The following is a 12,841-nucleotide window of genomic DNA, read 5'->3' on the forward strand; positions in this document are numbered from 1 at the left end:
TTCAGGGGGCCTTGGTCTTGATGCTTGTCGGCGCTGGTACAACCGCGTTCGCCACGGGCGTGCCGCAGGACCCAAAACCTAAACCTGAATGCTTCGTGAAGGCCTCCGAACTGCCGCCGGGGACACCAGAGGTCGTGTGTCCAACTGGGAGCTCACCGGGAGGCTTTTGCGTCTGCCCCAGATTCACCAAGGACGGCAAGGCAGACGGATACTTTGTTGGGACGGCAAGATAGGCAACCGCATCCCTAAGCTACTTGCCCTTCCAGACGGGCGCCCGCTTGTTGAGGAAAGCGTCCATGCCCTCGCGGAAATCCTCGCTCATATAGGCCTTGAGGATCAGATCCTCGCCCTCCTCGCGCGACAGCGTGCGGCGGATGCGGCGCACCGCTTCCTTGGTCGCCTCCAGCGTAAGCGGCGCGTGGCTCGCGACGAGCTTCGCCGTCTCGTCGGCACGGCGCTGCAGCGTCTCGACGTCAGGGACGATTTCGGTGAGCAGACCGAGCGCCAGCGCTTCCTGCGCCTCGACCAGGCGTGCCTTGAAGATCATGTCCTTGGTGCGGGCGGGTCCGACCAGCGCGACCACGCGGCTGATGTTGGACATCGACAGGCAGTTGCCGAGCGTGCGCGCGATCGGGAAGCCCATCCGCGTCGTCTCGGTGCCGATACGAAGATCGCAGCAGGCCGCAATGCCGGCGCCGCCACCGGTGCAGGCGCCGGCGATCGCCGCAATTACGGGCACGCGGCACTGCTCCAGCGTGCCGAGCACGCGATCGATGCGCGCCTCGTAGTCGAGCGCGTCCTGTGCGGTCTTGAAGGCTCGAAATTGCGAAATGTCGGTGCCGGAGGCGAATGCCTTGTCGCCGGCGCCGGTCAAGATCAGCGCCTTGATGGAGCGATCGGCGTTGATCTCGGTGCAGATCTCCGCCATGCGGTCATACATGGCGAAGGTCATGGCGTTGCGCGCCTGGGGGCGGTTGAAGGTGATCCGCGCGATGCCGTCGGTGACGGAGTAGAGCAGGTCTTCGTTCGTCGTCGTCGGTGCGTTCATCGCGCGCTCACTTTCTTCACCACAGTTCGGTCAGGCCGCCCTTGAGCGGCCTGGTCCTCAAGCAACTTGGGCCTTGGTCATCGGCACCGCGTCGCGTCCCTTCAGGACGTCCATGGCTGCCAGCACGCCGCCGCTCCGGTGCGGGATCCTTGCAAGATCGAGGCCCATCTCGACGCCCGCGAGCGTGCCCATCAGCATCAGGTCGTTGAAATGACCGATATGGCCGATGCGGAACACCTTGCCCTTGACCTTGTTCAGGCCGGTGCCGAGCGACATGTCGAAGTTTTCCAGCACCACCTTGCGGAAGGCGTCGGCGTCATGGCCTTCAGGCACACGTACGCCGGTCAGCGCCGGGGAATGTGCGGCGGGATCGGCGCACTGCGTCTCCAGGCCCCAGACCTTGACCGCGGCGCGCGTCGCAGCGCTATGGCGCTTGTGGCGGGACCAGACGTTCTCGAGGCCCTCCTCCTCCAGCATCTTCACGGCTTCACGCAGGCCGTAGAGCAGATTGGTGGCGGGCGTGTAGGGGAAGGTGCCGAGCTTGTTGAAGTTGATGACCTCCTGCCAGTCCCAGTAGGAGCGCATGCCGGGATTGGCCTTGGCAACGCTGAGCGCCTTCTCCGAGACGGCGTTGAAGCCGAGGCCGGGCGGCAGCATCAGGCCCTTCTGCGAGCCGGCGACCGAGACGTCGATGCCCCAGGCGTCGTGCTCATATTCCATCGAGCCGAGGCCGGAGATGGTGTCGACCATCAGCAGCGCCGGATGCTTGACGCGGTCGAGCAGCTTGCGCACCTCCAGCGGCGGCGTCACGCAGCCGGTCGAGGTCTCGTTATGGACAACGCAGACCGCCTTGATGCTGTGCTGCTTGTCGGCGACGAGGCGCTTCTCGATCTCGGCGAGATCGGCGCCATGGCGCCAGTCGCTCGGGATGAAGTCCACGTCGAGCTTGAACTTGTCGGCGATGCCGCGCCACAGCACGGCGAACTGGCCGGTCTCGCACATCAAAACCTTGTCGCCGGGCGAGAACACGTTGACCATCGCCGCTTCCCAGGCGCCGGTGCCGGACGAGGGGAAGATGATCACGGGCTGCTTGGTGCGGAACACGCGCTGCATCGCGGCAAGCACGGCGAATCCGAGCTCGGCGAACTCCGGACCGCGATGGTCCAGCGTCGGCATGTCCATCGCCCGCAGCACGCGGTCGGGCACGTTGGTCGGTCCTGGAATCTGTAGGAAATGCCTTCCAGTATGCACGGTCATAGGCGTCCTTCCCGGTCTTTGAAGCTTGTCTCGGCGCTGGCGTCGGAGAGCCCGAATTCAGAGCGCTCGCAAGCCGCTCGCATATCATTATTCGCCGGGCTTGTCCCTCGCCCGGCGAGGTCCGTCAATGCACAAGAAGCAGGGCTCGCTTGCCAATGGCCGTGACGGGAGGCAAGACGGTGCCGGCGAATAGACGAAAGCGGATCATGGCGGCGGAAGTGGCTGGAAAATCACCGGAATCGGCCCAAAAGAACGGCCTGGCGGCGCGCCTGGCCCGGGAAATCACCGGCGACGTGCTGTTCGACCCCTTCAGCCGCGGCCGCTACGCCACCGATGCCTCGTTCTACCAGATCATGCCCGCGGGCGTGGTGGTGCCCAGGACGATGGACGAGGCGCTGCGGGCGCTGGCGATCGCCCGCGACGAGGGGGTGAAGGTCACCCCGCGCGGCGGCGGCACCTCGCAATGCGGCCAGACCGTCAACGACGGCCTCGTGATCGACCTTTCCAAACATCTCAACAGGATCCTGTCGCTCGACGCCGCGGGCCGGACCTGCGTGGTCGAGCCAGGCATCGTGCTCGACGACCTCAACCGCCAGCTCAGGAAGCACGGCCTGTGGTTTCCGGTCGACGTCTCCACGGCCTCGCGCGCCACCATCGGCGGCATGGCCGGCAACAATTCCTGCGGCGGCCGCTCGCTTCGCTATGGCACCATGCGCGACAACACGCTGTCGATGGAGGCCTCCCTCGCCGACGGCACGCTGAGCCGGTTTGGCGAGGTGTCGCGCGACCTCTCGGATAGCGACGCCGGCGACAGCACCCGCGCCCTGTTCCGCGACATGCTCGATCTCGGCACGCGCGAAGCCGACGAGATTGCCGCCCGCTTTCCCAAGGTGCAGCGCCGCGTCGGCGGCTACAATCTCGATGCGCTCACGCCGCGCAACGCGCGCAACAACATGGCGCATCTCTTGGTCGGCTCCGAAGGCACCCTCGCCTTCACCACCAAGGTCGAGCTGAAGCTGTGGCCGGTGATCCGCAACAAGGCGCTGGGCGTCTGCCATTTCGGCAGCTTCTACGAGGCGATGGATGCGGCCCAGCACCTCGTCAAGCTGAAGCCGATCGCGGTCGAGCTGGTCGACCGCACCATGATCGCGCTCGGCCGCGACATCGCGATGTTCAAGCCGATCATCAATGCGGCGATCAAGGGCGATCCGGATGCCGTGCTGGTGGTCGAGTTTGCCGAGGAGGACCAAGCCGACAACCTGACGCGTCTCAAGCAGCTCTCCGAGCTGATGGGCGATCTCGGCTTCGGCTGGACCAACGACACCCGCAAATGGGGCGGCGTGGTCGAGATATCAGAGCCGGCGCTGCAGAGCGGCATCGCCGATTTCCGCGCCGCCGGCCTCAACGTCATGATGTCGATGAAGCAGGAGGGCAAGCCGGTCTCCTTCGTCGAGGACTGCGCCGTGCCGCTGCCGCACCTCGCCGACTACACCGCGCGGCTGAACGAGGTGTTCGCCAAGCATGGCACAAGCGGCACGATGTACGCGCATGCGTCCGAAGGCTGCCTGCATGTGCGGCCGGTGCTGAACCTCAAGCTGGACAAGGACGTCAAGGCGATGCGCGCCATCGCCGAGGAGGCCTTCGCGCTGGTGCGCGAATACAAGGGCTCGCATTCCGGCGAGCATGGCGACGGCCTGGTGCGCTCGGAATTCCACGAGACCATGTTCGGCGAGCGTCTCGTCGCCGACTTCCGCGAGGTCAAGCACCGCTTCGACCCCGACGGCGTGCTCAATCCCGGCAAGATCGTCGACGCGCCCAGGATGGACGACCGCTCGCTGTTCCGCTTCAAGCCCGACTATCGCGTCGGCGAGCTCAGGACGAAGCTCGACTGGTCCGCCTATCCCGGCGCCGGCGGCGGTTTCCAGGGCGCTGTCGAGATGTGCAACAACAACGGCGCCTGCCGCAAGCTCGAGGGCGGCGTGATGTGCCCGTCCTACCGCGCCACGCGCAACGAGAAGGACGTCACGCGGGGCCGCGCCAACACGCTGCGGCTCGCGATCTCCGGCCAGCTCGGCCCCGATGCGCTCGCGTCCGACGAGATGATGGAGACGCTCAAGCTTTGCGTCTCCTGCAAAGCCTGCCGCCACGAATGCCCGACCGGCGTCGACATGGCCAAGATGAAGATCGAGGTGCTGGCCGCGCGCGCCGCCAGCCGCGGCCTGACGCTGCGCGACCGGCTGGTCGGATACCTCCCGCGCTATGCCGGCCTCGCCTCGCGCTTCGCGCCGCTGGCGAATTTGCGCAACAGCAGCCCGCTGCTGCGCAAGCTGTTCGAGCGTCTTGCCGGCATCAGTGCGCGCCGCGCCCTGCCCGCCTTCCGCAGCGATGTGTTTGTGGCGCCCGCGGAAGCAATTGGTCCTGAGACCGGCCGCGAAGTCGTGCTGTTCGCCGACACGTTCAACCGCATCTATGAGCGCGAGAACCTCGAGGCGGCACTGCGCGTGCTCGCGGCGGGCGGATATCGCGTCCATATGCCAAAACCCACCCACGGCAGCCGCCCGCTCTGCTGCGGCCGGACGTTCCTGTCCGCCGGTCTGGTGGATGAAGCGAGGTCGGAGCTCGACCGTCTCGTCGCTGCGTTTGCGCCCTTTGCCGCGCGCGGCGTGCCGATCGTCGGCCTCGAGCCGAGCTGCCTCTTGACGCTGCGCGACGAGCTTGCATCTCTGCGCAGGGACAACGACGCCAAGGCCGTCGGCGCCCATGCGCTGACCTTCGAGGAGTTTCTGGTGCGCGAGGCCGAGGCCGGCCGGCTGCAACTGCCGCTCGGCGCCATCGCCGACAAGGCGGTCGTGCACGGCCATTGCCACCAGAAATCCTTCGGCGCCTTCAAGCCGGTCGAGCAGGTGCTGCGGCTCGTTCCGGGCCTCAAGGTGGAGACCATCGAGTCGAGCTGCTGCGGCATGGCCGGCGCGTTCGGCTATGGCGCTGACACCTATGACGCCTCGATCGAGATGGCCGAGCTGTCGCTGCTGCCTGCCGTGCGCCGCGCAGATCAGAATACGCTGGTCGTTGCCGACGGCACCTCCTGCCGCCATCAGATCCATGACGGCGCCCAGCGCGAAGCCCTTCACGTCGCGCGCGTGCTGGCGATGAGCCTCGACCGCGCCGAGACCCAATCCACTTCTCCAGCTCAAAAGGAAACCGACCATGGCTGACCTCACGCTCGACACCGCCCGCAAGATCCTCGACGCCGCCTTCGCCAAGTCCGGCGAGCTGAAGCTCAAGCCGCTGGTGGTGACCATCCTCGACGCCCGCGGCGTGCTCAAGATCGCCGCGGCCCAGGACGGCACCAGCCTGATGCGCGCCGAGATCGCCCACGGCAAGGCCTACGGCGCCCTCGCGATGGGCATGGGCTCGCGCGCCCTGTTCCAGCGCGCGCAGGAGCAGGCCTATTTCATTGACGCGGTGAACACCATTGCCAAGGGCGCGCTGGTGCCGGTCCCCGGCGGCGTGCTGATCATGGACGGCACCACCCTGCTCGGCGCGGTGGGCGTGTCCGGCGACACCTCGGATAATGACGAGGCCTGTGCGGTCGCGGGTATCCAGGCGGCGGGCCTGAAGGCCAACGCGGGGTAGTTCGTCATTCCGGGGCGCGCGAAGCGCGAGCCCGGAATCCATCAGGCAACAGACGACGCGGACAAATGGATTCCGGGCTCGCGCCAAGCGGCGCGCCCCGGAATGACGGTTGCGCGTAGACACCTACAAGCCCTTGCGCCACCCGACGGGCAAAACACCCAAGCCCTCGGTCAACCGCCCCGCCTCAAAATATTCGCCTTTACAGAATTTCCGATTTCCCGCATCCTGCCGCCATCCTGATCCCGTGACAAGGGGCGGTCGTACGTCGTCACGAACCGCGGATCGGGCTGCGGTGGACGCTGGGCAGCGCCGTCGCGGATGTCGGACGCAGGGCGGGGCGATGGATTGAGCCGAACCCCGTGAGCGTCCCGCAAGCCGCGTTGTACGAACGGCGCTCGATGCCTGCGAAGCCCCCGGGGCGAAGACGCCTTGGGGGTGGAGCGGGAAGCCCGCGTACGGCAAAACCGTGTGGTCCTGGCCGTCGTTGCTACGGTCAAGCCCCTGCGAATGCGGCGTCGCTTCAACCGAGGCGCGCCCGTGACTTTCGCGAGGCGACGGAGGCAAGCAGGAACTCGTCTCCGGGGAGAGCACGCATAAGCCGTCAACCCACTGCGCAGGGAAGGCCGGATGTCTCGGCTGCCCTGGATCGCTCCTGTGCCTTGCGTGTGCATCGTTCTTGCACGGGAGTCTTGCGGGTGCCAGCCGGCACCCGGCCTTCCCCGCACCCTTTGTTTGAGAGGGTGCGACGAGAAGAGCAAAGCTCGGGCGGTAACCGCCGCGAGGCCGCAAAGGCGTGCCTGTTGTTTGACGTGCCTGTTGTTTGAGACGTGAATTGGCTCGATCATGCCAGCGTCTCGTGCCCCGGACGCTGCGCAGCGCCCCGGCGATGCGAAGCATCGTTGGGTGGTGCGCTGCAGAGCCGGGGCCCATCTCGCCACACGTGTCCCTGCCGCCTTCTGGGTCCCGGCTCTGCGCAGCAGCGTTACACGCTGCAGCGCGTCCGGGACACGAGAGCGCCCTCGCCTCTACCGTCCCGTCCAGACCGGCTTTCGCTTCTCGCTGAACGCCTTCAGACCTTCCTTGGCGTCCTCGGTCATCGCCAGCAGCGCGATCTGGCTTTCGGTGTAGGCAATGCTCTCGTCGAACGACATCGAGGCGATGGCGCGCATGGCGTATTTGCCGCGGCGGATCGCGGTCGGGGATTTGTCGACGATGCGGCCGATCAGCCAGTCGACCTTGGCATCCAATTCCGCCGTGGGCACCACGTAATTGAGCAGGCCCGCGACCTGCGCAGTCCTGGCGTCGAACGGTTCCCCCGTGAGCGCCCATTCGTTGACGAGGCGCGGCGGCGCGATGTTCTGCAGCAGGCTCAGCACCTGCATCGGGAACACGCCGACCTTCACCTCCGGCAGGCCGAAGACGACGTGATCGGCCGCAACCGCCATGTCGGTCATGCACAAGAGACCCATGCCGCCGGCCATGCAGACGCCGCCGACCCGCGCAATCGCCGGCTTGGTGGCGTTCTGTGACAAACGTAACAGATCGGCATAGTCGACATTTGGTTTAGAATGATCCATCGCGAAAGCGGCGCCGGAATTCTGCAAGTCCGCGCCCGCGCAGAACGCCTTGTCGCCCGCGCCTGTCAGCACGATGACGCGGACGTCCTTGTCGTCATGCGCGTCGCGATAGGCTTTGGTGATGCCGGCGATGACCTCGCCGTTCAGTGCGTTGCGTTTCTCCGGCCGGTTGATGGTGATCCAGAACGCCTGCCCGCGCTTCTCGGTGATGATTGCTGTGGTGTCGGTCATGGTCCACTCGCTTCCTTGCCTTTCGATCTGCCGCCATTTGCGGCAGGACGGGCGGCGCGCGCAAGGGCAATCTGCAACGCGGTGTCGGCGCAGCGTGTGGGCACAAAATCGCGCGCCGATTGGACGACGGGTGACGGCCGCTATCCTGACCGGAGATTGTGATCACCAATGAGCCATTTCATGCGCGCTGGAATGATGTTGTTGCTGGCAGGCCTGCTCGCAGTCGGCGCGAGCCCCGCAAGCCGCGCGGCCGATGCCGCCAAGCTCGCGCTGGTGATCGGCAACGCCAGATATCCCGACAATGAATTCGTGCTGAACGACGTCGCCAACGACGCCCGGGACGTCACTGAAGAATTGAAGCGCAGCGGCTTCGTCGTCGACCTCCAGAGCAATCTCACGGGCGACACGATGCGGCAGGTGCTGGACCGCTTCTATGCCCGCATCGAACGCGGCACGGTGGCGCTGATCTTCTTCGACGGCTTTGCCATCCAATCCAACCGGCAAACCTATCTGCTTCCGGTCGACGCGCAGATCTGGACCGAGCCGGACGTGGCGCGCGACGGCTTCAGCCTCGACACCATTCTGGCCGAGATGAACACCCGCGGCGCGGCGATCAAGATCGCGCTGATCGACGCCTCGCGCCGCAATCCGTTCGAGCGGCGCTTCCGCCGCTATTCGGCCGGCCTTGCGCCGGCGATCGCGCCGAGCAATTCGCTGGTGCTCTACTCCGCGGCACTCGGCGCGGCCGCGGCCGGGGGCAAGACCGATCACAGCCTGTTCGTCGCCGAGCTGCTTCGCGAGATCCGCGCCCCGAACATCACCGCCGAGCAGGCCCTGACCAACACCAAGAACGGCGTGGTGGCCGCCACCAAGCGGGACCAGGTGCCGTGGCTGTCATCCTCGCTGACCACGGAATTCTCGTTTGCAGGGTCAGTAGCCCAGCCTTCCGACAACAAGGCCGGCGACCCGGCGCCGACGAAGCCCCAAAAGCCGGCCTGCGAGGCGCCGCAAGCACAGCCCACGCCCAGCGCCGACGATCTCGCCCGGGATCCGGTCGTCGCCGATCTCAGCCGCAAGATCGCCGCGAACGCCAATGACATCGTCTCGCGCTACAAGCGCGGCCAGGTCTATGCGATCAAGCGCGCCTACGCGCTCGCCATGCAGGATTTCGACGTCGTGATCCGCAGGAATCCCGGGGATGGCGAGGCGCTCAACAATCGCTGCTGGACGCGCGCTGCGACCGGCGATCTGCAGGGCGCACTGGCCGACTGCAACCTGGCGCTCCAGATCGATCCCGGCTTGAGCGATGCGCTCGATAGCCGTGGGCTCGTCAACCTCAAGCTCGGCCGAACCAATGAGGCGATCAAGGACTACACCGACGCAATTCAGCGCAACCCACGCTCGTCATCGTCGCTGTTCGGCCGGGGCATCGCCACCCGCAGAGGCGGCGGCGACGGCGCCACCGACATCGCGCAGGCGAAGTCCATGAACCCCGATATCGCGAAGGAGTTTGCAGGCTATGGCGTCACGGAGTGTGTGCCGTGAGCTGTGCTTGACGTTTCGAAAAGGCAGTCGAGCAAGCGGCTCGTCCTTCGAGACGCGCGCAAGGGCGCGCTGCTCAGGATGAAGCTTCGTTGCATCGGAGCCCCCTAGAAAGTGCTGCAGCATTCTCCGCCCTCATCCTGAGGGCCCGCCGCAGACGGGCGTCTCGAAGGATAGCCGCGGGCGAGTTTCGCGCCACGTCTTCCCGGATACGATTCCACAGCGGAGGCAGGAGAGGTCAAGAAGCGAGTCGATCAGCTTTCTTGATCCAGACCTTGTTGTCGTGGAAGGCGGCCCCACCAATCGGCGCGACGGTTTCGGCGCCCGTCAGCATGTTGATGCCGCGCCCGCCGATATGGTTTTTGTTGGGGTGAACGGATTCCGCGATCAGCACGCCGCGCCGCACGCCCTCGAACAGCGTCGCCACAAGCGTGGTCTCGCCGCGGGTGTTGCCGAGCGTCACGGCGTCGCCGTCGGCAATGTCGAGCGCGGCGGCATCCAGGGGATGGATCATAACGCTCGCCTTGCCCTCGCGCGCCTGCGACGAGGGCGTCTCGTTGAAGGTGGTGTTGAGGAAGCTGCGCGAAGGGCTGGTCGCAAGCCGGAACGGATGGGCCCGGTCGGTGTGCTCGATCACGGCCCAATGGTCCGGCAGCGACGGCATGCTGTCGACATCGCCCATCGTGACACCGAACGGCGGATGCGCCCAATCGGCCTTGAAGTGGAATTTCCCGTCGGCATGCGCGAAACCATCGAGGAAATGCGAGGTGCGGAAGTCCGGCTGCAGGTCGCGCCAGATGTCGGCTTCGAGGCCGCCGATGTCGCCGTGATTGCTCAGCTTCAGCGTCGCGTCGATCAATTCGCGCGGCGTCATCTCGAAGCCCCGGTGCCTGGCGCCAAGCCGTGGGGCCAGCGCCTGCAACACCTCGTGGTTGGAGCGGCATTCGCCGGGCGGGTCGATCAGCTTCGCACCCACCGAGATGTGCTGGTGGCCGCCGCCGTAATAGAGATCGTCGTGCTCCATGAACATGGTCGCCGGCAGCACGATGTCGGCCATCTCGGCCGTCTCCGTCATGAACTGCTCGTGCACCGCGACGAACAGATCCTCGCGCGCAAAGCCCTGCCGCACCAGCGCCTGCTCAGGCGCCACCGTCATCGGATTGGTGTTCTGGATCAGCATCGCCTTGACCGGTCCCTTGCCCAGCAGGGCCTCGGCATCGCCGGTGAGGATGCGCCCGATCTTGGACTGGTCGAGGGCGCGGACGCTCGGGTCGATGGCATCGTGGCCTTCGATGATGGATTCATTGAAATGCCACAGCGCGTAATTGTTGAAGAAGGCGCCGCCGCCTTCATACTGCCAGGCACCGGTCACCGCGGGAATGCAATTGGCCGCGTGCATCTGCGTGGCGCCGTTGCGGCTGCGCGTAAAACCGTAGCCAAAGCGGAAGAAGCTGCGCTTGGTCTCGCCGACGGCCTTGGCGAAGGCTTCAATTTCCGCAACAGGCACGCCGCAAATCGCGGACGCCCATTCCGGCGTGCGTGTCTGCAGATGCGCCTCGAGCTCGGCGGGGCAGTCGGTGTACTTGTCCAGATAGGCGCGATCGGCATAGCCGTCGCGGAACAGGACGTGCATCACGCCGCAGGCGAAGGCACCGTCGGTGCCGGGCCGCAGGATGATCTTGATGTCAGCCTGCTTCATCGTCTCGTTGTCGTAGATGTCGACCGCCGCGATCTCCGCGCCGCGCTCCTTGCGGGCGCGGGCGGCGTGCGTCATCACGTTGACCTGGGTGTTGACGGGATTGGTGCCCCAGATCACGACGAGATCGGACAGCGCCATCTCGCGCGGATCGACGCCGGCGATCTTGCCGGTGCCGATCGCAAAGCCGATGCGGGCGACATTGGCGCAGATGGTCTGGTAGAAGCGCGAATATCTCTTCACATGGGTGAGACGGTTGAGACCGTCGCGCATCACGAGGCCCATGGTGCCGGCGTAGTAATAGGGCCAGATCGATTCCGCGCCGAACTCGCGCTCGGCCGCATTGAAGCGCTCCGCGATCTCGTCCAACGCTTCGTCCCAGGAGATGAGCGCGAATTGCCCCGAGCCCTTGGGCCCAACGCGGCGCATCGGAAATGTCACCCGCTCGGGGTGATGGATGCGCTCAGCGTAGCGGGCGACCTTGGCGCAGACGACACCGGCCGTGTAGGTCTGTCGCTTCGAACCTCGGACACGGCCGATGCTGCGGCCCTCGACCACTTCGACGTCGAGGGCACAGGCCGACGGGCAATCGTGCGGACAGGTCGAATGGCGGATTTCGATTTTGGCGTGCTGGTTCATGTCCCAGTTCGTAACACCAAAATACCTGTCAGCCGAGGGCATTTATCCGGCAACGCCCATGCGATTTGCTCAAACCGTGCGCGACTGCGGTTCCTGCTGCGACCGCGAAGGGCGGCGCAATCACACCGAAGACCTCCCGATATTCCCCGCCCGACCGCCTTTGTAAGGCGTCGACAGCCCGTATTCCCAGCCGTTACAGTGCCGGCCAACAAGAACGTTATCAGGGAGGTGGGCATGACAGCCCGAAGCTTCATGCTGGCGCTGGCTGCCGGCCTGCTCGCCGTAGTCCCGGCCGCCCCCTCGTCCGCGCAGGATTATCCGTCCCATGCAGTGCGGATCGTCGTGCCGTTCGGTGCCGGCGGGCCGGCCGACGTCGCAGCCCGGCTGATCGGCAATGTGCTCCAGGAGAGTTTGGGCCAGCCCTTCGTCATCGAGAACCGCACCGGCGCCGGCGGCGTCATCGGCACGGTCGAGGCGGCGAAATCACCGGCCGACGGCTACACGCTGCTGATGATGTCCAACACCCAGACGGCAAATGAATCGCTGCTCACGCCGGACAAGCGCAAATACGAATTGATGCGCGACCTCGCGCCGATCGCGCCCGTGAACTATTCCGATCTCGTCATCGTGGTGAACCCTCAGGTTCCGGCGAAGACGCTGGCCGAGTTCATCGCACTCGCCAAAGCGCAACCGGGCAAGCTGAACTACGCCTCCTCCGGTCAGGGCACGCCCTATCACATGGCCGGCGAGCTGTTCAAAGCCATGGCCGGCATCGACATCGTCCATGTTCCCTATCGCAACAGCGGCGAGGCCCGCAGCGGCGTGATCGGTGGACAGGTGCAGATGATGATCGACGCGGTGCCGGCGATGGCGCCGAACATCGCCGAGAGCCAGGTCCGCGCGCTCGCCACCACCGGCAAGCAGCGATCGACCGTGTTACCGAACGTGCCGACCGCGATCGAGGCGGGTGTAGCAGGCTACGAGGCGACGATCTGGCTCGGCCTGATGGCACCATCAGGCACGCCGAAGCCCGTGATCGACAAGCTCAATGCGGCCGTCAACGCAATGGTGAAGCGACCCGATATCGTCAAGCTCTGGACCGAACAGGGCGCCGTCCCCATGTCGATGACACCCGCGGAATTCGACAAGTTCCTGCGCGGCGACATCGAGAAATGGGCCGACGTCGTCAAGAAGTTCGACAAGTCCTGAGGCCAC

The 12,841-nt window shown here is 65.8% G+C and carries 8 protein-coding genes; 4 read left to right on the forward strand and 4 right to left on the reverse strand.

Annotated elements, in window-relative coordinates:
* Nucleotides 1–250 precede the first annotated feature (250 nt).
* Together CO669_RS20985 and CO669_RS20990 are read right to left on the reverse strand one after the other, a co-directional pair.
* Nucleotides 251–1,048: an enoyl-CoA hydratase/isomerase family protein gene (locus tag CO669_RS20985; protein WP_097661851.1), complete on the reverse strand. Its 798-nt coding sequence runs from the start codon at nucleotides 1,046–1,048 to the stop codon at nucleotides 251–253.
* Between the two features lie 57 nt (nucleotides 1,049–1,105).
* Complete coding sequence (locus tag CO669_RS20990) at nucleotides 1,106–2,305, reverse strand: pyridoxal-phosphate-dependent aminotransferase family protein (RefSeq protein ID WP_097661852.1); 1,200 nt, start codon at nucleotides 2,303–2,305, stop codon at nucleotides 1,106–1,108.
* Nucleotides 2,306–2,511: 206 nt separating this feature from the next.
* On the opposite strand from CO669_RS20990, the gene CO669_RS20995 reads away from it, so the two are divergent.
* On the forward strand, nucleotides 2,512–5,520 hold the full coding sequence (locus CO669_RS20995; RefSeq protein WP_198964177.1) for an FAD-binding and (Fe-S)-binding domain-containing protein: 3,009 nt from the start codon (nucleotides 2,512–2,514) through the stop codon (nucleotides 5,518–5,520).
* Nucleotides 5,513–5,941 carry a GlcG/HbpS family heme-binding protein gene (locus CO669_RS21000; protein ID WP_097661853.1) on the forward strand — a complete coding sequence of 143 codons (429 nt, stop codon included), beginning with the start codon at nucleotides 5,513–5,515 and terminating at the stop codon, nucleotides 5,939–5,941. Before CO669_RS20995 ends, CO669_RS21000 begins: the two co-directional genes overlap by 8 nt.
* 1,025 nt (nucleotides 5,942–6,966) lie before the next feature.
* On the opposite strand, the gene CO669_RS21005 is transcribed toward CO669_RS21000, so the two are convergent.
* Nucleotides 6,967–7,749, reverse strand: coding sequence for an enoyl-CoA hydratase/isomerase family protein (locus CO669_RS21005; protein ID WP_097661854.1), 783 nt, complete (start codon nucleotides 7,747–7,749; stop codon nucleotides 6,967–6,969).
* Between the two features lie 180 nt (nucleotides 7,750–7,929).
* Here CO669_RS21005 and CO669_RS21010 point away from each other — a divergent pair, with 180 nt between their 5' ends.
* Nucleotides 7,930–9,294 carry a caspase family protein gene (locus CO669_RS21010; RefSeq protein ID WP_097662009.1) on the forward strand — a complete coding sequence of 455 codons (1,365 nt, stop codon included), beginning with the start codon at nucleotides 7,930–7,932 and terminating at the stop codon, nucleotides 9,292–9,294.
* A gap of 235 nt (nucleotides 9,295–9,529) precedes the next feature.
* Here CO669_RS21010 and CO669_RS21015 read toward each other — a convergent pair whose 3' ends face one another.
* Complete coding sequence (locus CO669_RS21015) at nucleotides 9,530–11,626, reverse strand: molybdopterin oxidoreductase family protein (RefSeq protein ID WP_097661855.1); 2,097 nt, start codon at nucleotides 11,624–11,626, stop codon at nucleotides 9,530–9,532.
* A 234-nt stretch (nucleotides 11,627–11,860) separates the two neighbouring features.
* Here CO669_RS21015 and CO669_RS21020 point away from each other — a divergent pair, with 234 nt between their 5' ends.
* Nucleotides 11,861–12,835, forward strand: a complete 975-nt coding sequence (locus CO669_RS21020) for a Bug family tripartite tricarboxylate transporter substrate binding protein (protein ID WP_198964156.1) — start codon at nucleotides 11,861–11,863, stop codon at nucleotides 12,833–12,835.
* The last annotated feature ends 6 nt before the right edge of the window (nucleotides 12,836–12,841 follow it).

The sequence above is a fragment of the Bradyrhizobium sp. Y36 genome, from assembly GCF_002531575.1.
GTDB lineage: Bacteria > Pseudomonadota > Alphaproteobacteria > Rhizobiales > Xanthobacteraceae > Bradyrhizobium.

Bases quoted from the DNA above. Each gene is read 5' to 3' on its own strand.
- CO669_RS21015 (WP_097661855.1), bottom strand. From the start codon at position 11,626: ATGAACCAGCACGCCAAAATCGAAATCCGCCATTCGACCTGTCCGCAC.
- CO669_RS20995 (WP_198964177.1), top strand. From the start codon at position 2,512: ATGGCGGCGGAAGTGGCTGGAAAATCACCGGAATCGGCCCAAAAGAAC.
- CO669_RS21010 (WP_097662009.1), top strand. From the start codon at position 7,930: ATGCGCGCTGGAATGATGTTGTTGCTGGCAGGCCTGCTCGCAGTCGGC.
- CO669_RS21020 (WP_198964156.1), top strand. From the start codon at position 11,861: ATGACAGCCCGAAGCTTCATGCTGGCGCTGGCTGCCGGCCTGCTCGCC.
- CO669_RS20990 (WP_097661852.1), bottom strand. From the start codon at position 2,305: ATGACCGTGCATACTGGAAGGCATTTCCTACAGATTCCAGGACCGACC.
- CO669_RS20985 (WP_097661851.1), bottom strand. From the start codon at position 1,048: ATGAACGCACCGACGACGACGAACGAAGACCTGCTCTACTCCGTCACC.
- CO669_RS21000 (WP_097661853.1), top strand. From the start codon at position 5,513: ATGGCTGACCTCACGCTCGACACCGCCCGCAAGATCCTCGACGCCGCC.
- CO669_RS21005 (WP_097661854.1), bottom strand. From the start codon at position 7,749: ATGACCGACACCACAGCAATCATCACCGAGAAGCGCGGGCAGGCGTTC.